21 protein-coding genes are annotated in these 18,483 nt (G+C 64.1%); 5 read left to right on the top strand and 16 right to left on the bottom strand.

Going from position 1 to position 18,483, the window contains the following annotated elements; all coding sequences use genetic code 11:
- From aspS to hisS, 14 genes are all read right to left on the bottom strand, one after another.
- Positions 1–1,006 (bottom strand): aspartate--tRNA ligase (gene aspS, locus VIG32_07525; protein HEY8297854.1); only part of this gene is annotated, 1,006 nt, incomplete at its 3' end.
- A complete protein-coding gene (locus VIG32_07520) occupies positions 996–1,919 on the bottom strand; it encodes a glycosyltransferase (protein HEY8297853.1) in 924 nt (307 codons plus the stop codon). The genes VIG32_07520 and aspS, both read right to left, overlap by 11 nt.
- Positions 1,912–2,895: a glycosyltransferase family 9 protein gene (locus VIG32_07515; GenBank protein HEY8297852.1), complete on the bottom strand. Its 984-nt coding sequence runs from the start codon at positions 2,893–2,895 to the stop codon at positions 1,912–1,914. The genes VIG32_07520 and VIG32_07515 overlap by 8 nt, the downstream gene beginning before the upstream one ends.
- A complete protein-coding gene (locus VIG32_07510) occupies positions 2,895–3,797 on the bottom strand; it encodes a glycosyltransferase family A protein (protein HEY8297851.1) in 903 nt (300 codons plus the stop codon). Before VIG32_07510 ends, VIG32_07515 begins: the two co-directional genes overlap by 1 nt.
- A gap of 14 nt (positions 3,798–3,811) precedes the next feature.
- Positions 3,812–4,138, bottom strand: a complete 327-nt coding sequence (locus tag VIG32_07505) for a DUF3566 domain-containing protein (GenBank protein HEY8297850.1) — start codon at positions 4,136–4,138, stop codon at positions 3,812–3,814.
- Positions 4,139–4,165: 27 nt separating this feature from the next.
- Positions 4,166–5,212 (bottom strand): glycosyltransferase family 9 protein, encoded by a 1,047-nt coding sequence (locus VIG32_07500; protein HEY8297849.1) that lies wholly within the window; start codon positions 5,210–5,212, stop codon positions 4,166–4,168.
- Positions 5,202–6,071, bottom strand: a complete 870-nt coding sequence (locus VIG32_07495) for a glycosyltransferase family A protein (GenBank protein HEY8297848.1) — start codon at positions 6,069–6,071, stop codon at positions 5,202–5,204. The genes VIG32_07500 and VIG32_07495 overlap by 11 nt, the downstream gene beginning before the upstream one ends.
- 8 nt (positions 6,072–6,079) lie before the next feature.
- Entirely contained in the window at positions 6,080–7,288 is a 1,209-nt protein-coding gene (locus tag VIG32_07490) for a hypothetical protein (GenBank protein ID HEY8297847.1), read from the bottom strand.
- On the bottom strand, positions 7,266–7,406 hold the full coding sequence (locus tag VIG32_07485) for a hypothetical protein (protein ID HEY8297846.1): 141 nt from the start codon (positions 7,404–7,406) through the stop codon (positions 7,266–7,268). The genes VIG32_07490 and VIG32_07485 overlap by 23 nt, the downstream gene beginning before the upstream one ends.
- 210 nt (positions 7,407–7,616) lie before the next feature.
- A complete protein-coding gene (locus VIG32_07480) occupies positions 7,617–8,114 on the bottom strand; it encodes an adenylyltransferase/cytidyltransferase family protein (GenBank protein ID HEY8297845.1) in 498 nt (165 codons plus the stop codon).
- Positions 8,104–9,087: a D-glycero-beta-D-manno-heptose-7-phosphate kinase gene (rfaE1, locus tag VIG32_07475; protein ID HEY8297844.1), complete on the bottom strand. Its 984-nt coding sequence runs from the start codon at positions 9,085–9,087 to the stop codon at positions 8,104–8,106. The genes VIG32_07480 and rfaE1 overlap by 11 nt, the downstream gene beginning before the upstream one ends.
- Positions 9,087–9,680, bottom strand: coding sequence for an SIS domain-containing protein (locus tag VIG32_07470; GenBank protein ID HEY8297843.1), 594 nt, complete (start codon positions 9,678–9,680; stop codon positions 9,087–9,089). The genes rfaE1 and VIG32_07470 overlap by 1 nt, the downstream gene beginning before the upstream one ends.
- Positions 9,665–10,114, bottom strand: coding sequence for an acetyl-CoA carboxylase biotin carboxyl carrier protein (gene accB, locus VIG32_07465; protein ID HEY8297842.1), 450 nt, complete (start codon positions 10,112–10,114; stop codon positions 9,665–9,667). The genes VIG32_07470 and accB overlap by 16 nt, the downstream gene beginning before the upstream one ends.
- Positions 10,114–11,388: a histidine--tRNA ligase gene (gene hisS, locus VIG32_07460; protein ID HEY8297841.1), complete on the bottom strand. Its 1,275-nt coding sequence runs from the start codon at positions 11,386–11,388 to the stop codon at positions 10,114–10,116. Before hisS ends, accB begins: the two co-directional genes overlap by 1 nt.
- Positions 11,389–11,456: 68 nt before the next feature.
- Between hisS and VIG32_07455 the strand changes: the two genes are divergently transcribed.
- The 5 genes from VIG32_07455 (at position 11,457) to VIG32_07435 (ending at position 17,597) form a co-directional block, all read left to right on the top strand.
- Positions 11,457–12,593 carry a hypothetical protein gene (locus VIG32_07455; GenBank protein HEY8297840.1) on the top strand — a complete coding sequence of 379 codons (1,137 nt, stop codon included), beginning with the start codon at positions 11,457–11,459 and terminating at the stop codon, positions 12,591–12,593.
- Between the two features lie 162 nt (positions 12,594–12,755).
- Positions 12,756–13,034: a PadR family transcriptional regulator gene (locus VIG32_07450; protein ID HEY8297839.1), complete on the top strand. Its 279-nt coding sequence runs from the start codon at positions 12,756–12,758 to the stop codon at positions 13,032–13,034.
- 11 nt (positions 13,035–13,045) lie between these two features.
- Positions 13,046–15,598, top strand: a complete 2,553-nt coding sequence (locus tag VIG32_07445; GenBank protein HEY8297838.1) for an ADOP family duplicated permease — start codon at positions 13,046–13,048, stop codon at positions 15,596–15,598.
- Positions 15,599–15,635: 37 nt separating this feature from the next.
- Positions 15,636–16,892 carry an HlyD family efflux transporter periplasmic adaptor subunit gene (locus VIG32_07440; GenBank protein ID HEY8297837.1) on the top strand — a complete coding sequence of 419 codons (1,257 nt, stop codon included), beginning with the start codon at positions 15,636–15,638 and terminating at the stop codon, positions 16,890–16,892.
- 12 nt (positions 16,893–16,904) lie between these two features.
- Complete coding sequence (locus VIG32_07435) at positions 16,905–17,597, top strand: ABC transporter ATP-binding protein (protein ID HEY8297836.1); 693 nt, start codon at positions 16,905–16,907, stop codon at positions 17,595–17,597.
- A 25-nt stretch (positions 17,598–17,622) separates the two neighbouring features.
- On the opposite strand, the gene VIG32_07430 is transcribed toward VIG32_07435, so the two are convergent.
- Together VIG32_07430 and VIG32_07425 are read right to left on the bottom strand one after the other, a co-directional pair.
- Positions 17,623–17,976 (bottom strand): hypothetical protein, encoded by a 354-nt coding sequence (locus VIG32_07430; protein ID HEY8297835.1) that lies wholly within the window; start codon positions 17,974–17,976, stop codon positions 17,623–17,625.
- Between the two features lie 33 nt (positions 17,977–18,009).
- Complete coding sequence (locus VIG32_07425) at positions 18,010–18,411, bottom strand: VOC family protein (GenBank protein HEY8297834.1); 402 nt, start codon at positions 18,409–18,411, stop codon at positions 18,010–18,012.
- Between the last annotated feature and the right edge of the window lie 72 nt (positions 18,412–18,483).

Genomic DNA, 18,483 nt, shown 5'->3' with positions numbered 1-18,483 from the left:
GCGATAGCCCAGCCCCGCCGGGGAAGCGCAAACCTACGACGGCGCCCCCGGCATCGAGCGCTCCGCGGAAGACGGCGAACTCGCTCTGCACGAACGCGGCGCCCACGTCTGCCAGCTCGAGGCCAAAGCGCAGGTCGGGCTTGTCCAAGCCGTAGCGCGCGATCGCGTCGCGGTGGCTCAAGCGCGGGAAGGCCGGCAGATCGGTCTCCATCACCTGCGCCCAGACGTAGCTCATCGCCGACTCCATCGTCTCGAGCACGTCTTCTTGCGAGCAGAAGGCCAACTCTACGTCGAGCTGCGTGAACTCCGGTTGCCGGTCGGCACGCAAATCTTCGTCGCGCATGCAGCGTGCGATCTGCATGTAGCGCCCGAAGCCCGCGATCATCAAGATCTGCTTGAGCAGCTGCGGCGACTGCGGCAGCGCGTAAAACGTGCCGCTGTGGACGCGACTGGGCACCAAGTAGTCGCGCGCGCCTTCCGGCGTTGACTTGATGAGCATCGGCGTTTCGATTTCGAGAAACTCGCGCGCGTCGAAGAAGTCGCGCATCGCTTTGAGGATGCGATGGCGGATCGTGAGATTGCGCTGCAGCCGCGGGCGCCGCAGATCGAGATAGCGGTATTCGAGTCGCAGGTTCTCGTCGACGTCGTCGTCGGTGTTGACTTGAAACGGCGGTACGAGCGATCGGTTAAGAACCTCGAGCGTCTGCACGCCAAGCTCGATCGCTCCGGTTGGAATCTTGGCGTTTTCGGTACCGGCCGGGCGAGCGCGAACGATCCCGCTCACGCGCACGACATCCTCGTGACGCAGCCGCTCGGCCTGCGCAAAACACGGCTGCTGCGGATCGAACGTGATCTGCGTGATTCCGTCGCGATCGCGCAGATCGATGAAAATCAAACCGCCGTGATCGCGGCGGCGATTGACCCAACCGTTGAGCTCGGCGCTCGCGCCTTCGTCGCCGGCGCGCAACGCACCGCAGGAGCGTTTGGGTGGGCGGCTATCCGTCATGGTGTGAAACCTTCGGGGCGTCCTTCTCGGCTAGAGCGTTTTTTATGCCGGAAAGATAGTAGTACTGCTGTACGACGTCGCGTGCGAACTTCGAGTCATCGGCGCGCCGATCGAAATACCCGAGCAGCCACGGCAGACGCGTGAGCACGCCGTGCAGTCCGAGCGAGACCGGCGTCATGCCGAGATTGAGCCGCACGTCGAAGTTGGGATGCTTGCGAAAGAACCGAACCGTCGATCGGCCGGCGAGTTTCATCTTTTCTTTTTGGTCGTCGTGCGGAACGTCCTGACAGTGGTAATTCACCGCGTACGGTTCGTAGAGGATCGTAATTCCGGCGTGCTGCAAACGGTAGCCCAGCTCCAGATCTTCGTGGCCGTAGCCGGTGAAATTCTCGTCAAAGCAGCCCACGCGCAAGAGGTCGTCGCGCCGTACCGAGGCGTTGCCGGTCAGAAAGTAGAGCCAGCTCAGCGTCTTGCGCGAAGGCGGATGCAGGCTGCCGCGCGCCTCCGCATGGTCGCGCTTGTACGCGTAGTCGGCGAGGTCTTTGACCTGCACTTCCCAACCGACGACGGCGATATTGCGGCGTTCGCGATGATGGCGCAGGTGCCGCTCGAGCAAATCCGGCGACGTGAGAATGTCGGCATCGTTGAAGAGCACGACCTCCCCGGCGGCCGCACGGATGCCGGCGTTGCGCGCGTCGGCGCGCCCCGTATAGGGCCCGGGCAAATGGCGCACGTTGGGATGCTCGGCGTGAACTCCGGCAAGATACTCCGCCGTACCGTCGCTCGAAAGTGAGTCGCAGACCAGCACTTCGAAATGCTCGGCAGCAATAGTTTGAGCGAGCAGCGTCGGGATGACGTGCCGGAGTGTATCGAGACGATTGTACGTCGGTATGACGACGGAAAGTTCAAGCATGCAATATGTGGGCGACGGCGTCGACGATCTGCGCGCGAAAACGTGCGAGCGATTCGTCAGATTCATCGGCCGGCTTACGAACCAGCACGTTCGGAACGCCGTACGGCGACCATTCTTGCGAGTTCAACCGGAAGTAGCGGTGTTCGAAGGCGACGACCGTGGGCCTGCGCATCGCGCTTGCGACGTGAGTCGCACCGGTATCGACGGTGACGACGGCCCGCGCCCGCTCGAAGACCGCCGCCCAGCGGAAGAAGGGCAAGCCGCCCAGCAACACGTCGGCCACGCGTTCGGCGGAGATGCGTTCGATGAATTGCTCGCACTCCGGCCCATACGTCACGACCAGCGGGATTCCAAATCCGCCGAGTTCGCGAATCAGGGCGATCGTCGATTCGAGCGTGCTGCCGTCGCGAAACCATCGCAGCCCCAGATGCATGACCAGGGGCGCGTCGGGCAAGTAGCCGATCGCGGCGCGGTCTTCGCCCGTTACGTCCAGGCGCAGGGTCGCGACGCGCTTTGTGGCACCGGCCAAGGCCACCAGATCGAGCAATTGGTCCACCTCGTGGCGCACGTGCCGGTGCGGGTCGCGCTCGCTTAAGTCCGGGTCCGCTTCCGAGAGCATCAGCCGGTTAACGTAGAGCCGCGCGGTCAAACGCATCGCATAGCGCCGTACGTACGTGTAGCCGACGCGCACTCGGGCGCGCGTGGCACCGGTTAGCCGCAAGTCGATCGCGCGCGGCGCGAGCGCGATCGCAATATCGGTGGCCCCGCGGTACTGCCGTCCGAACGCCTCGGGCGTCTCGCCGTCGAAATCGGCGATCTCGTCGACGTCGGAGTTGCGCTCCATCACCGCGCGATTGTACGGACTGCAAACCATCGTGATGTGCGCGGCGGGGAACGATGCGCGAACCGTCGCGATCGCCGGCGTCGACAAAATGAGATCGCCCAGCCGGTCGGTGCGCGAGAGCAGAATACGCATCAGTCGCCCGCGCCGCGCGCTCGCTCCAGTTCCTCGAAGTACGTTTCGGAGACGAGCTTGCGCGCGAGACGCAATTCGCGCTTCGAGAGCGTGCGATCCGTCGAAAGGTCGCCGAGCTCCGTGCGATATTTTCGAGCGGCGTCGATGCCGCGCATCCAAGCATGCAAGGCGCGCTGCACGGGGTTGTCGCCGGTTGCGAGATACGTGCGCCAATGCGGATGGATCTTTGCCAACTGCACCGCCGTGCGCGCCTGCGCTCGCGCTTGCCGCATCATATTCTCGACGTTTCCGCTGCGCGGCTGCGGTTTGTAATGATAGACCAGCGCGCGCTTGTTGAAGACCGCCTTCACGCCGCCAAATCGCAGGCGCAGCCCGACGTCGATATCTTCCCACCCGTACTCGGCAAAACTGTCGTCGAACCCGCCGATCGCGCGCATCGTCGCTAGGGGAACCGAGACGTTGGTGGTCCAGAAGAAATTCCCGCTGTAATCCTTGAGACTCCAGACCGGCGGCGGCAGATCGTCGAACGATTCGACGTTGATCGCTCCGCCGCGAACGATCGCGCGCGGATGCCGTTCGTGCGAGTGCAGGTGCGCCTCAACAAAGCGCGGCGTCGGGAGCACGTCGTCATCGATGAAGATGATGCGTTCGCCCGTTGCCGCCGCGATGCCGGCATTTCGCCCCTTCGCAAGCCCCGAGTTGGGCTGATCGATCACGGTCATGGCGCAGGTCGCGCGCGCCTTCGCGCGCGCGATCGTCGCCGGCGTTGCATCGGTCGAACCGTCGTTGACGAGCACGATCTCGTAGCTTTCGGCGGCGGCCGTTTGCTCGAAGCACGCATCGAGCACGCGCTCGAGCAGCACGGCGCGATTGTACGTGCAGAGTTGAATGGTCGCCTTCATGTTCTCCTAGGTCGCTACGCGAGCGGCGGAACGGTGCCGGCGCCGACCGAGTCGAGCGTGATCTCGACGCCGCCCGTCCAGCGTGCGACCAAATTGTAGATCGCGGAGAAAATAATTCCGAAGATAAAACCCAAAATGAAGTACAAAATCGGGAAGAGGACGATCGCGAAGATACCGAGCCCGGCGCCGGGCATCGGGCCGCCGCGCGCGGTGGGAAACGCGGCCATCGTGGCCGCGAACGGGATCCAAAAAAGGCCGATGAGTAAGCCGAGAAACGCATAGATCAACCCCGAGACCAGCGCCCATTGCACGATGTTCATGCTGCGCAAACGCGTGACCATTGCTACACCTCCAGCGATTGTTGCGATTTAGGCAAGCGGATTCGACTCCTGCCGCCGAGCTACTTCATTTCGCGCCAACAACGTCTCGACGGCGGCGACGATCCGCGGGACGTTCAGGTTGGCGACGCAGGCGTAATCGGGACAGGTTTCTTTGCGCTCGCCGGGCCGGCACGGATAGCTCGCGCGCACCGTCGCCGTGCGTTCGCCGGTCGGACCCCAGCGCTCGGGGGTATCGGTTTGAAACGGAAAGATCCCGACGGTCGGCGCGCCGGCGGCCGCCGCTACGTGCATCGAACCCGTCGTAATGCCGGCAAAGAAGCGCGCCCGGCCCGCAAGAGCGGCGAAGGCGCCGATCGAGGTTCGGCCCGCGATATCGATGCCGCCGCCGTCGCGCGCGATCTCCGCGACGATCTCCGCGTCGGCGGCAGATCCGCTGACGAGCAGCGGCATGCCGAATCGTTCGCGCAGCGCGCGGCCGAGCGCGCTCCACCCGACGGTCGGCCACAGCCCGCGCTCGGTGGCGACGGCATTGGCGGGATGAAGGATCGCATACGCGCCCGCAATTCCGAGCGATTCGAGCAGCGCGCCGGCCTCGCGTTCGTCGGCGGATGTGGGAGTTACGCGGGGCACGGAATCGCTCGCGTCGCAACCGATCGCGCGCGCGTAATCCAGGAGGATCTGCGACCAATGCGTGGTGACGTCGCCGCGTTCGCTGCGCACCGCGACCTGATGTGTGAAGCGATGCGAGTAGAGCCGGCGCGATTGTCCGACGCGAATCGGAATCGCCGCCAGTTGTGCCAGACGCGCGGTGCGCGAGGTCGCCCATGTAACGACGCAGGCATCGTACGCATACGACTGGAGCACCTGCGCGGCCGCGCGCATGTCGCCGCCGTCGTCCACGTGAACCCGGTCGATCTCCGCAACGCGCTCGAGGAGTTCGCGATGCGCGGGAAGCGTGAAGGCGTCGACCCGCGCGAATCGCGTTCGCAGCGCCCGCGCGACGACCGAGGCGATCAGCGAGTCGCCGAGACCGCCGCCGGCGCAGAGCAACAGCGCGCGTCCGTCAACGGCCATCGAGCGCGCGCGCGAGTTCTTGCGTGTAGACGCCGTCGAGTAATTGCGAAGTCGCCATCGCGCGAACCGCCGGGGGGAAGCGCTCGTCGGTCGCGACGCCGGCATACACCGGTAATAGCGGCGAGAGTGCTTTCGCGCGCAGCAAATTGAAGCGATAGGCGCCCGTCGCGGAGCGCACCCGGGCCGACGGGTTCTTGCGCACGAACCGCGCGGCCATCTTCGCCTTCTCGATCGCCTTGCTAAGCTGCACCTCGAGCGTGTCGTCGTGGGGAGGCTTGATGTGCCAGATGTACGCGTCCCATGCGAAGCTCCAGCGCAGGCCGACGTCGCGCAAACGAACCCCGAGATCGGTATCTTCCCAGCCGTAGAGATTAAACTGGGCGTCGAAGCCGCCGACCGCATCGAGCGCGGCTTTCGGAATCGATACGTTGCACGTGCAGACGAACGCGCGCGAGTAATTGGCGGGGCTCGGTTTGGGCCGATCGTGATACGACGGCACGTTGAGAATCGGACCGTTGACCACCAGATTGCTCGAAGTGTGCGCCGCCTCGTGCGCGGCTAGAAATCCGGGCGGCGCGTACACGTCGTCGTCGCAGAAGAGCACGAGATGGCCGCGCGCCACGGCGATGCCGCGGTTGCGCGCCGCGGCGCGATTGGGCCGCTCCTCGAAAACGTAGTCGACCTCGAACGGGCAAACCTTTTTCGCTCGCTCGACGACCTGCGCCGTCGCGTCGGTCGAACCGTTGTCGACGACGATCACTTCGAACGGCGGCGCGCCGATCTGTTTGCCGAACGACGCGAGCGCGCGATCGAGGTATTCGGCGCGGTCTTTCGTGGCGATGACGATCGAGAGGCGCATGCCCGTCCTTACAGCTCCAACAAGTCGCGGGCCATGCGATCGGCCGCGCCCACGTGTTCGGTATATAACGTTCCCAAGCTCTTCGCGGTGGCGGCGAGCCAGGCCCGGTCGGCGAACCGCTCGAGCGCGACGCGCGCCACACGCCCCGGGGTCAGCGTGCCGTGCAGTTCGGCGACGAGCATCGCTTGCGCGTCGATATTCGGCTGCGTGTGATAGGTGAATCGCCGGCTGACGCCGACCGCGATCGCCCGCTTGAGCGGCACGCCGATAAGCGGAATCCGGTTCACATAGGTGAGCGGCCCGTTGATCGTAATCTCTTCGGGAGCGTTGAGCGGGGTGATCGTGACCATCGGCTTGCCCAGACTCGCAACTTCGATCGTCTTGGTGCCCGGAATCGTTACGACCAGCCGCGCGACGGTCGTCGCCGAAAGCGCGTTGCGCAGGATCGGAAAGCGCTGCGAGCCGTCGACGCTTGCCAGGTACGCGGCGCCGTTTTCTTCGATCAGGCGCCCCTTCTGGGCCCAGATACGCTCGTGGCCGCCCGCTTCGATCGCGCGCCGAACGGCGTCGAGCGAGGTGAAGGGCGAGATGCCGAAGGCGATCGGCAGCGCCGGATCGTCGCGCCGCATCCAGAGGGCACTTGTAAAGAAAAACGGGATCAGATGCTCGACTTCGTACCGGCGCGAACCCGGCATGAAGAGCACGCCGTCGTGCGGAGCGCCGGCCTCGACGGGGTTCTGCGCTTCGAGCAGGGCGCCGTCGATGGCGAGATTTCCGATCTTGCGGATGCGTTCGGGCGGAGTATTCCAGGCGCGCAGCTGCTCGACGTTGCGATCGTCGACGGCGAAGACCCGTTCGAACGTACGCGCGAGATTCGCGCGCGAGAACTTGTAGCCGGTCGCGATCCCCCGCAGACGTTTGTGCAGCCGAACGACGTGCATGAGATCGCCGCCGAGATATTGGACCACATCGACGGCAGCGGGCAAGCCTGCAACGCCGCGCCCGAGCGCGACGCGCACGTAGGTTTTCGGATCGTAGACGTGCGCGTTTGGAAAGAGCGCGCGCGCGAGATCGGCTTCTTTGCCCGTGGCATAGTCGTCGGGAACGAAGAAGAGATGCACCTCGGTCTGCGGCGCGAGCGCGTAGAGTCGCCGCAGCAACGGCCGAGCCCAGCCCGCCATCTCCCCGGGCCCGTTACAGGTAAACGCGATGCGCATCAGCGTCCTTCGACAGGCTCAGGATGACAAGAGGCAACGCCGCCATGGTGAGCTTGTCGAACCACGAGCGCCACACCGCTGTCATGGTGAGCTTGTCGAACCACGAGCGCCGCACCATTGTCATGGTGAGCTTGTCGAACCATCAGCGCCACACCGTTGTCATGGTGAGCTTGTCGAACCACGAGCGCCGCACCATTGTCATGGTGAGCTTGTCGAACCACGAGCGTCGCACATCGCTGTCCTCGATACCGTTGCTTCGACAGGCTCCGTCCTTCGACAGGCTCCGTCCTTCGACAGGCTCAGGATGACATAATCCGCACACAACGGGTTAGCTGCCGTAGCGTTGGATGATGCGGGCGATCGTGTCGGTCGTCGACGTGCCTTCGATGTGCGGGGCGAGCAGAATCGTTCCGCCGCCGGCGATGACGACGTCGCGCTCGGGCAGTTCGTCTTCGCGATATTGCGCGCTTTTCACGTGGACGTCGGGCTTGATTCGGTCGAGCAGCACCTCGGGCGTACGTTCGCCGAATGCGACGACGGCGTCGACGCTGCGCAGAGCCGCGAGCACGCGGGCGCGTTCGTCGAAGGGCACGATCGGCCGGAGGTCGCCTTTGATCGCGCGCACGGACGCATCGGTGTTTAGGCCCAGCATCAGCGCGTCGCCTTGCGAGCGAGCCCAGGCGAGATAGGCCACGTGGCCGGCGTGCAAAACGTCGAACACGCCGTTGGTAAACACGACGCGCTTGGACTGCGCGCGCAACGCTTCGCGCCACGCGATCGCCGAGTCGAGATCGAGCACCCGTCCGAAAAGGTTCTCAGGCTCCATGTTCGACCAGTCCGATGATTTCCTCGGCCGACGCGGTCGCCGTGCCGAGCTTTTCGACCACGGCACCGGCGGCGAAATTCGCCAACTGCATTGCAAGTTCGATTCGCGCGCCGGCGGCGAGCGCCAGCGTTAACACGGCGATGACGGTATCGCCCGCGCCGCTGACATCGAAGACTTTGCGCGCGACCGACGGGATATGCAAACGTTCCCCGTCGCGCCCGAAGAGCGCCATGCCGTGTTCGCCGCGGGTGATGACGACGTACCGGCACTCCAAACGCTCGAGCAGTAACGCACCCGCGCGCTCGAGCGATGCGTCGTCCACGATGGCGACGCCGGTCGCCTGCGCGGCTTCGTGCGCGTTGGGCGCCACGCAGGTCACGCCGGTGAAGAGCGCGAGATTTTGCGGCTTCGGATCGGCGAGCACGATGGGACACACGAGCGCGGCCTCGGCAATCTCGCGCGAGAGCAATCCCTTGGCATAATCGCTGAGCACGATCGCATCGACGTGCGGCGCGTGCTCGCGCACGACGGCGCAGAGGCGTTCGCGATCGGCCTGCGCGAGCGGTGCGGCCGACTCCCAATCCGCGCGCACGACCTGCTGATTGTGCGCGACCACCCGCGTCTTGCGCGTGGTCGGCCGATCGTCGAGCGCGAGTAAGCCGCCGGCAGCGACGCCCTCGCGTTCGAGCAGTTCGCGCACGTTCTCGGCAAACGAATCGGTACCGACGGCCGCGACGAAATCCACCGCCGCATCGAGCGCGCGCAGGTTGTTCGCAACGTTGCCGGCGCCGCCGAGCGTGAACGAATGATCGGTGACCGCAACGACCGGAACCGGCGCCTCGGGGGAGATGCGCGTGACGGTGCCCCAGATCCATTCGTCGATCATCACGTCGCCGACGACGAGAATCTTGCGGCCGCGCATGCGCGCGAAGAGCGTGCGGGCGTCGGGCGGAGCGAGTACCGTATGCTCCATCAGCGTTCGAAGATGATGCGTTGTTCGACGAGGTCGCAGATGATGTGGCACATGCGCTGATGCACTTCTTGCACGATCGCCGAATAGCCGGTGGGACCCAGCAGCACGAGATCGACGATCTCGGCGACTTTTCCGCCGCCGTTTCCGGTGATCGCGACCGTTACCGCATCGCGTTTGCGCGCCTCTTCGAAGGCCAGCACGATATTCGGGCTGCCGCCGCTGGTGGTAAGGCCGATCAGCACGTCGCCGGGCTGCACGAACGCCTCGACTTGCCGGCGAAAGACGTGATCGTAGCCGTAATCGTTGCCGACGGCCGTCAGCGTGGATGTGTTCACGCTGAGCGCTTCGCTATAGAGGCCCGGACGTTCGCGCAGAAATCGGCCGCTCAGTTCCGCGGCCATGTGCTGGGCCTCGGCCGCGCTGCCGCCGTTGCCCATCCAGAGCACTTTGTTCCCGCGACGCAAGGCCTTGACCATCGCGTCGGCGATCGCCTCGACTTGCACTTTGTAGTGCGTCGCATCGAAAATACCATCGCGGTCGGCCATCAATTCTTCGAAACCGCGCCTGCCCTTGATGTCTACGGTTCGATCCAAAACATCTCCTGACCGAGCGAAACGAGCTCGCCGTTCTCCGGAACGATGCGCGAAACCACGCCCGCGTAATCGCTCGTGATCTCGTTGAAGAGTTTCATCGCCTCGAGGATGCAGAGCACTTGGCCCACCTCAACGCGATCGCCGATTTGCACGAACGATTCGGCATCGGGCGAGGACGAGCGATAGAACACGCCGACCAGCGGCGCCGTGACCTTCTTGATGTTGGCCGAAGCGGCCGCCGGAGCGGTCCCGGAGGGGCCCGCGTTGGTCGCGGCCGCCGAAGCCGGTAACGCACCGGCGGGCGCGTACGCGACCGCATTGCCTTCGCGCCGCACCAATTCGAAGATCTGCTCGCCGACCTTCACTTTAATCGCATCGAGATCGTGCTCGTGCATGATCTCCAGCAGTTCCTGTAGGGTTTTGGTTTCGTCCATCAACGCTCCACTTCAACGAGAGCTGCCACGACGTCTTTTCCGGTCGCGAGCGGCAGGCTCCGATCGGTCCGTGAGACGAGGTCGCGCAGCACGATCGTACCCTCGGCGAGCTCGTTGCTCCCCAGGATCAGCGCGTAGCGCGCGTTGTTGCGATCGGCGATCTTGAGCTGCGCCGCCACCTTGCGCTCTTCGTAGTCCATGAAGACCGGCAGATTGGCGGCGCGGCGAATCTGCGCAACGAGCGCCACCAGGCGTTCGCGCGCGTCGGCGCCTAGGGCAACCGCCTGCACGCCGGCGCGCGCCGGTTCGCCGGTGCCGCCCGCGGCCTCGACCACCATCAAGAAGCGTTCTAGGCCGAGGCCGAAGCCCACCGAGGGAACGTCCGGACCACCCAACGACGCCACCAGGTCGTCGTAACGGCCGCCCGCGCAGACGGTGCTCTGCGCGCCGAGCGAGCCGGAGATAAACTCGAAGACCGTTCGCGTATAGTAATCGAGGCCGCGCACGATGCGCGGGTTGACCACAAACGGGATCCCCAACGCGATCAAATATCGCTTGACGGCCTCGAAGTGCGTTCGGCAATCGCCGCAGAGGATATCTTCAAAAGTCGGCGCCGAGTCGACGTACGGCTTGTCTTCGGAGGCTTTGCTATCGAGCAGCCGCAGCGGATTGCGTTCCAGGCGCCGTCGCGAATCCGCGGAGAGGCTCTCCACGTGGGGGCGGAAGTGCGCGAGCAGCGCCTCGCGATAGTTGGGGCGGCAGACCCGATCGCCGATCGAGTTGACGTTGAGCACGACGTCGCTCAGCCCGTACGATTGGAGCAGATCCCAAGCTAGCGCAATCGCCTCAACGTCGGCTTCGGGACCCTTGTAGCCGATGCACTCGACGCCGAACTGGTGCGCTTGCCGGTACCGCCCGGCCTGCGGGCGCTCGTACCGAAAGATCGGCCCCACGTAGTAGAGGCGTTGCGCGCCGGTCGCGAAGAGGTTGTGCTGCAGCGCGGCCCGCATGACGGGCGCCGTCCACTCGGGGCGCAGCGTCATGCTGCGTTCGCCCTTATCGAGAAACGTGTACATCTCTTTTTCGACGATATCGGTCGTTTCGCCGACGCCGCGGACGAAGAGCTCGGTCGCTTCGAAAATAGGCGTGCGGATCTCGCCATACCCATAGCGATGGGCGAGCGCGTGAATGCGCGCTTCGAGCTCCTGCCAGCGCCCGGAGAACGGCGGGATGAGGTCCTGGGTGCCGCGCGGGGCGGCGATCTTCGATGCCATGGCTTGAGCCCTGTTCGCAGAGCCGCCCGGTATTCTTGCCAAACGCCGCCTCGTCGTGATGGGTGGGCGTGCGCGTGCTGCCGATTCTCGCCGCGACGCTCGCGATCGCATCGCTGCCGGCGGATACAACTCGCTCGCTGCTGGCCTCGACCGCGGCCACGCTGCTGGAAAGCGCGCCCTTCATTCTTGCCGGCTCGGGACTGCTTGCGGTCTCGAGGCGGTGGGGTGCGCGGCTGGTTCCGTACCTCGGATGCGGGTGCGGGGCGGGACCGGTCGCGCGATCGCTGCCGGCGGCGATTGCCGTCGCCTTGGCGTTCGGGCCGCTCGTCGCCGGTGCGCGGCTCGCAGCGGCGATGCTCGTCGCCCGCGCCGTCGATCGAACGGGGCGCGAATGCGGTCACGCGCGCGCTCCGTTGGCGCAGTTACAAACCATCGTGCCGTTCGGCGTTGCCGCCGCGATCGCAGGCGAACTCATCGCGCCGCGATTGACGCTCGCACACCTTCCACACGCGCTCGCGTTTGCGGGCGGAGCCGTTCTCGGAGCCGTCGGCACGGCCTGCGCGCTCGGCGCCGCCGGCTTTGCCGGCGCGTTGCGGACCAGCGCGCCGCTCGTGGCGGCGGGCTTCTTGTGCACGTCCGGGATCGCCGATTTGCGCCTGGCACTACGAGTGCGAACGCACGCGCCCGACACGTCGCACGACGCGTGCGCGTACGTCATCGGCGCGCTTGCCTGTGGGCTCGTTGCCGTTCGTCGCGGCGACGCGCTGGTGCATCCGCACTTCACGTTCGCGCTTGCATGCAGCGCGATCGCCTTCGCATCGCTCGCATGGCGGCATCGCGCGCGCCGCGCACGATACGTCTGGCTCGCGCCCGCGATCATGTTCGCGGGTGCGGTTCTCGGCGCGCCCGCGCCAACGTACCGCGCGAGCGAAACGACGTTGAGCGACGCATTCCCCGGCGAAGTCGTGGATTTTACCGGCGAGGTAACGCGCAGCGGCGCCGCCGTCTCGCTCGTGCGCTACGCGATTACGTGCTGCCGCGCGGACGCCGCGCCGATCGTCCTGCGTTTGGAATCGTCGCCGCGCGAAACGCGCGGCTGGATGCGCGCTCGCGGCACGCTCGTCAACGCACCCGACGGATTGCGCCTGCGCGTTGCAAGCGCCGAGCGGATCGCGCCCCCAGCCGACCCGTTCGTTTACCGCTGAGGGCGCGCGTGGGAAGTTGAAATGCAGTTGACAATATCGCACGTGCGATATAGTATAACAAACAATAGCGCATTTGAGATATGTCTGGAGACATTCGTGCTTGGTACCTCAGAAGACCGCGCTCACCCGCTGGGTGCCAGCGCATTTCATATCCTACTTGCGTTGGCTGACGACGAACATCACGGCTCGTACATTGCCGACGAGGTCGAGCGGACTACCAACGGCGCCATTCGCCTAATGCCCGGGGCGCTCTATCGTTACCTCAAGCAAATGTCGAACGATGGCTGGATCATCGAAAGTGACACCGACGACAACGACGGTCGCCGCAAATACTACCGCCTGACGGCGCGCGGCAAACGCGTCGCGCAGGCCGAAGCGCAACGACTCGATCGCCTCGTGCGTATCGCGCGGACTCGCCGTCTTCTGCCGGTGCTTGAGTGAGCGACCCGGCGATGCACCCATTGCTGCGCTTTGCGCTCTGGTCCTGTCCACGCGACTTTCGCGATAGGTACGGAAACGCCATAGCTCGAGACGCGTCGGAACGCCGGATCTCGTTCGTCCTGGTCGCGCTCGATTTGATCTACCAAGGCAGCGTCATGCGTGCCGAGAGCGTGGCGCGGGATATTGCCTATGGAGCGCGTACGCTGGCACGATCGCCAACGTACACGATCGTTGCGGCAATTGCCATTGCGCTCGCAATCGCCGCGAACGTTGCGGTTGTCAGCGTGCTCAACGGCATTTTGCTGCGCCCGTTACCTTATCCAAGTGCCGAGCGGATAGCCTCCGTTACCTCAGGCGCACAAAACCTAACGAACGCGCCGTTTTCGTATCTCGACGCGCGCGACCTTGGTGCGGCGACGGGCAACACACTGCAGGCCTTTGGCATCTCGTCGCCCGACGCCACCGCGACGCTGAGCGGAATCGCGCGGCCCGTCATCCTGCAAGGGAACGATGTCGATGCGGGCTACTTTCGCGTGCTCGGCGCACGTGCGGCACTCGGGCGCGTTTTCTTAGCGTCCGACCTCGGTACGCATCACGTCATCATCTCCGACCGGCTGTGGCGCACGTTTTTCAACGCGAACCCCGCCGTGCTCGGTCGCACGATGCAACTCGACGGTGCGACCTATTCGATCGTCGGCGTCATGGGAGCGCGGTTTCGCGACGTGACGCCGATCGGTCTCGTGCGGCGAGACTATTGGACCGCTGCCGATCCGCAAGTGCAAAATAATCTCTTTCGCGGCACTATTACCTATAACGGCTGGGCATTGCTGCGTTCGGGCACCTCCTTCGCTTCTGCCCAAGCCGACGTCGACCGCGCAATGAGCGAAATCGTTCGGCGCTACCCCGTCGTTCACGAAGGTTGGGGTAAGCCGCTCCTTCGTCCAGCGCTGGAAACGATCGTGGCCCCCGTTCGCAGTATGCTCTGGCTCCTCTACGCGACGGTTTTGCTGCTGCTGATCATCGCCTGCGCTAACGTGATAAACCTGACATTGACGCGAGCCACAACTCGTAGAGGCGAATTCGCCATTCGTGGCGCGCTTGGTGCCTCACGCACGCGACTGGCCGCACAGCTTTGCTCCGAGACGGCACTCCTTTCGGCGATCGGCGGAGTAGCAGGACTTGCGCTCGGCTGGGGAGCGCTGCGAATCTTTAGCTCGGCTGCCTCACGGATATTGCCACGTTGGGAAGGCGTACACGTCGACCTGTCGGTCCTCGGTTACGTCGTCGGCGTACTCGTGCTCACCACTATAGCTACCGGAATTATTCCGGCGCTCTCCTCGCGGCACACCCTGGTGGCCGGCTTGAAAGCCGCAGGCCGATCCGGCGACGTTGCCGCATCCAAAGCGCTTCGTTCTAGCTTCGTAATTGCCGAGATCGCGTTGGCCCTCGCGGTCGTGCTCTCCGCCGGGCTGGTGGTGCGCAGCTTTATCGCGCTGATGCAGGTCCCGGTCGGTTTCGACGGCCAGAATCTCTATGCAGCCGACGCACCCGGTCTGCCGAGCTCGCGCTATCCAAGCCACGAGGCCGGCTTGCGCGCTGTAGACCGTATCGCAATGCAGTTGCAGGGCATACCCGGCGTGCAGGCCGTCGCCATTACATCCGGGCCGCCGTTCCTGGCTGAGGAGAATACCTACACGAGTTTTCCGGATCATTTGGCGTCGGAGCCGGTTGACTTAAACGTGGTCTCAGCGCGCTATTTCAAAACTATGCGCATCCCGCTGTTACGTGGCCGCGATTTTGATCAGCGCGATCGGCTTACATCCGAACAAGTTGCGATCGTGAACGCGGCCTTCGCCCGCCGTTACTTTGGCACGCTTGAGGTGCTGGGGCGAACGTATCACCCGCATATCGGCTGGAAAGGCCGGGAGATCCGGACAATCATCGGCGTCGTCGGCGATACGCGGAACAGTTTCCACGCACCGATTGCGCCCGTGCAATATCTCACCACGAAGCAGGTTCCCGGCATATTCGCCCAGTTCGTGATCCGGACGAACGGGCAAGACGGTGAACTAGCACAGGCGGTCGCACGCGCGTACGGTAATGTCGATCCACTCTTCCCCGCGCCGAGCGTTCGGGCGTATCGGCAACTCTTTAGTGAGGACGCTGGAAGCGCACGGGTCGCGGCGATGCTCTTCGGCGTGTTCGCGCTGATCGCGCTCGTATTGGCTTTGGCGGGGATCTATGCCATAACGACATACGGTGTGGAGCAGCGCACGCGCGAATTGGGTGTCCGAAAAGCGCTCGGCGCAAGCGATCGCGCAGTTCTTGCCGATGTCTTGATTGGCGCGCTGCGGATAAGTGCGTTCGGCATTGCCCTGGGACTGGCCGTCGCGGCTCTTGGCGCACGACTGCTGACGACGATCCTCTTCCAAACTTCGCCGTTCGACCCGCTGACGTTCGGGGCCGCGATCGCACTCGTGGTCCTTTCGAGTCTATTTGCGGCGTACGTGCCCGCGCTACGCGCGACCCGCGTGCAGCCGGCGATAGCTTTGAGCTATGAGTAACGTCGTTCAACCGCGATCGGTAACGCCAGCCGCCCCGATGGACGTGGCGCGCGAGCGCCGTCGCGCGATACCGAAATCCTTGTATGCCCTTGCCGCAATTGCGCTGCTCGTTGGTCTCACGCTTTGGGCCGTGAACTCTCTTTCAAAGGCCGGCTCCGCCGGCACGGCCGTCGATAAGTCAACGTTGGTCACCGATGTAGTACGGCGCGGCACGTTCGTACGATCGGTGACTGCACAGGGCGTCTTCGCGCCCGAGCGCGTGCGCGTCGTCTCGGCGGCACAGAGCGGCGTCGTTGAGCAAGTCTTGCTAAAGGCCGGCACATTTGTCGAGTCCGGTTCGGTAATCGCGCGCATGGAAAATCCGCAGATCGAAGCAGCAGTGACCCAAGAACAGGCCGCCCTGCAAGTGGCGCAAGCCAACCTTGCCAGCGCCAAACAGCAAGCTCGCGCGGCCGTTTTGACTGCGCAAACGGCATTCGCCGACACGCAGGCGCAGATGCAGCAGGATCATTTGCAGGCCGAATCGTTTGCATCGCTCCACCGCCAGGGCTTGATCAGTACAGTCGATTACCAGAAGGCGGCGATTGAAGCCGCGAAGAGCAGCAACGATCTCCGCGACAGTCGCATACAGATCGGGGTAAGCGCGGCCGATGCGCAAGCGAAGGTCGCGGCAGCGCAGGCACAGGTGGAGCAGACGGCGGCGGTGCTTGCCGCCGAAGGTGCGCAGGTCGCGTCGCTCACCGTGCGTGCCGCCTCAAGTGGCATCGTGCAATCGGTCGATGTCGATCCAGGTGCGAGCATCGCACAGAACACTGAAATCGCACGCGTGGCCGCCATGCACGATCTCAAAGCAATTCTGCAGGTCGCCGAGAGCGACGTGCATCCTGTTACGATCGGCATGCCGGTTCGAATCGACACCGGTAACGGCATCATCATGGGCCAGGTTATGCGCATCGCGCCAGCCGCGCAGAACGGAACGGTCGCCGTTGACGTGACCTTCCGTCGTCCACCGCCGCCGGGCTCGCGCCCCGATGCCAACGTCGACGGCGCGATCGAGATCGCGTCGGTGCGGAATGCGCTCTCGATCGTGCGCCCGGCCGGCGCTTCCGACAACAGCACAATCGATTTGTTCAAGGAGATCGACAACGGCAAGAGAGCCGTGCGCATTCGCTTGCGCCTGGGACAGGGATCGAGTAACCGCGTGCAAGTGCTCTCCGGCCTCGAGCCGGGTGACGTGGTGATCGTCTCGGACATGTCCGGCTACCTCAACCAGCCCGAAGTCACGCTGAACTAAAGGAGATGAACTATGGCGCTTGTTGAACTTCAAGACCTCGGGAAGAGCTTTCTTACCGACGAAGTCGAGACCCGGGCGTTACGCGGCGTCACGTTGCAGATCGGCCGCGGCGAATACGTTGCAATCCAAGGACCGTCGGGCTGCGGAAAATCGACGTTGCTATCGATCATCGGCCTTCTCGACGTGCCCACCGGAGGGAAGTATTTCTTGGATGGAACGGCCGTGGAGCAATTAAGTTCAGGCGAGCGTTCTCGAATCCGCAATCAGGCAATCGGCTTTATTTTTCAGAGTTTCAATTTGATCGGCGACCTCTCGATTTACGAGAATGTGGAGTTGCCGCTGGTGTACGCCGGTATGACGAAAGGCGCACGCCGTACGCGGGTGGCCGAAGTCCTCGAGCGCGTGCGAATGTCCCACCGCGCCAAGCACTACCCGATGCAGCTCTCGGGCGGCGAGCAACAGCGCGTGGCAGTGGCGCGCGCTCTCGCTGGCGACCCTGCAATCATGTTGGCCGACGAGCCAACCGGCAATCTCGATACGCGCAATGGGGAGGCCGTTATGGAGCTGCTGCGCGAGCTGAACGACTCAGGCTCGACGATCGTCATTGTGACGCACGATTCACGCTTCGCCAAACACGCCAAGCGCACGATCTGCCTCCTCGATGGGCAGCTGGTCAACGGGCCGCTTTCGGTGATGGCCGGCTAAGGGTCGTCGACTGACTCGTTGCGGTTTAGTAGTGAGGCGCGTGTCGGGACTCGGGTGCGATGACATTCACACGAAAGATCACCGGACGTGCGCCAGGTGCGGATAAACGCAACGTATCGCGGCCGATTCGTTTTGTCACATAGCCGCCTTGAACTCCTCGCATCCACATCACACCGATGCGCGGCGCCAGTATGGTCGGGTCGGCGTTGGCAACTCGCCAGGTGCGGCCGTCGCGCATCGCGACGAGGACCGAATCTCCGAGCGGCACCGCGATCGTGCGGCCCTTCTGCGCGGTTGACAATTGAACCGCGGCGCCCGCGTGGTTCCGCAGCGGCAAAGCGAGCGTGGCGGCGAGCGTAGCTAGCGCAAGCATCATCATACCGTTACTACGTAGTACGGACGGAAAACGTTCTTAAGACGGCGAGTCTTTCGTGCGCGGCTCGAGCAGTTCGATCGGAATGCCGTTGGGATCTTCGACGAACGCGATCGCGCGCGTGCCGCCCGGCGACTTGTAGACGTCCTTGAGAATCTTTACGCCGCGATCGCGCAGACCGCCCACGTAGGTTTGCAGATCGCCCTCGACCTCGAGTGCGAGGTGTTCGTAGCGATTCCCGAGTTCGTATGGCGGGTGTTCTTCGAGATCGTAGACCAGCTCGATGTACGCATTCCAATCGTTCCCGACAAACGCCATGTCGGCGTTGCCGGGATAATGGTACGGACCGTCGAGCAGCTTCATTCCGAGCTTCTGGGTATAGAAGTCGATCGTCGCCTGCATGTCGTTAACGAAGATCGAGGTATGCAAAAAACGCGGCATGCGGCTAGTATACCCGTTTGCGCGCATGTGGTCCGTCCTTCGACAAGCTCTGTCCTTCGACAAGCTCTGTCC

It is taken from the genome of Candidatus Baltobacteraceae bacterium (assembly GCA_036559195.1).
GTDB lineage: Bacteria > Vulcanimicrobiota > Vulcanimicrobiia > Vulcanimicrobiales > Vulcanimicrobiaceae > JALYTZ01.
This window is presented reverse-complemented; position numbering and strand designations above follow the sequence as displayed.

What these genes read in the sequence shown, in the direction of transcription:
- VIG32_07440 (HEY8297837.1), top strand. Translation starts at nt 15,636, where the DNA reads ATGGACGTGGCGCGCGAGCGCCGTCGCGCGATACCGAAATCCTTGTAT.
- VIG32_07490 (HEY8297847.1), bottom strand. Translation starts at nt 7,288, where the DNA reads ATGCGCATCGCGTTTACCTGTAACGGGCCCGGGGAGATGGCGGGCTGG.
- VIG32_07485 (HEY8297846.1), bottom strand. Translation starts at nt 7,406, where the DNA reads ATGGTGCGGCGCTCGTGGTTCGACAAGCTCACCATGACAGCGGTGTGG.
- VIG32_07515 (HEY8297852.1), bottom strand. Translation starts at nt 2,895, where the DNA reads ATGCGTATTCTGCTCTCGCGCACCGACCGGCTGGGCGATCTCATTTTG.
- VIG32_07435 (HEY8297836.1), top strand. Translation starts at nt 16,905, where the DNA reads ATGGCGCTTGTTGAACTTCAAGACCTCGGGAAGAGCTTTCTTACCGAC.
- VIG32_07500 (HEY8297849.1), bottom strand. Translation starts at nt 5,212, where the DNA reads ATGGCCGTTGACGGACGCGCGCTGTTGCTCTGCGCCGGCGGCGGTCTC.
- VIG32_07430 (HEY8297835.1), bottom strand. Translation starts at nt 17,976, where the DNA reads ATGATGATGCTTGCGCTAGCTACGCTCGCCGCCACGCTCGCTTTGCCG.
- VIG32_07505 (HEY8297850.1), bottom strand. Translation starts at nt 4,138, where the DNA reads ATGGTCACGCGTTTGCGCAGCATGAACATCGTGCAATGGGCGCTGGTC.
- VIG32_07495 (HEY8297848.1), bottom strand. Translation starts at nt 6,071, where the DNA reads ATGCGCCTCTCGATCGTCATCGCCACGAAAGACCGCGCCGAATACCTC.
- accB (HEY8297842.1), bottom strand. Translation starts at nt 10,114, where the DNA reads ATGGACGAAACCAAAACCCTACAGGAACTGCTGGAGATCATGCACGAG.
- VIG32_07480 (HEY8297845.1), bottom strand. Translation starts at nt 8,114, where the DNA reads ATGGAGCCTGAGAACCTTTTCGGACGGGTGCTCGATCTCGACTCGGCG.
- VIG32_07445 (HEY8297838.1), top strand. Translation starts at nt 13,046, where the DNA reads ATGCACCCATTGCTGCGCTTTGCGCTCTGGTCCTGTCCACGCGACTTT.
- hisS (HEY8297841.1), bottom strand. Translation starts at nt 11,388, where the DNA reads ATGGCATCGAAGATCGCCGCCCCGCGCGGCACCCAGGACCTCATCCCG.
- VIG32_07510 (HEY8297851.1), bottom strand. Translation starts at nt 3,797, where the DNA reads ATGAAGGCGACCATTCAACTCTGCACGTACAATCGCGCCGTGCTGCTC.
- rfaE1 (HEY8297844.1), bottom strand. Translation starts at nt 9,087, where the DNA reads ATGGAGCATACGGTACTCGCTCCGCCCGACGCCCGCACGCTCTTCGCG.
- VIG32_07425 (HEY8297834.1), bottom strand. Translation starts at nt 18,411, where the DNA reads ATGCCGCGTTTTTTGCATACCTCGATCTTCGTTAACGACATGCAGGCG.
- VIG32_07520 (HEY8297853.1), bottom strand. Translation starts at nt 1,919, where the DNA reads ATGCTTGAACTTTCCGTCGTCATACCGACGTACAATCGTCTCGATACA.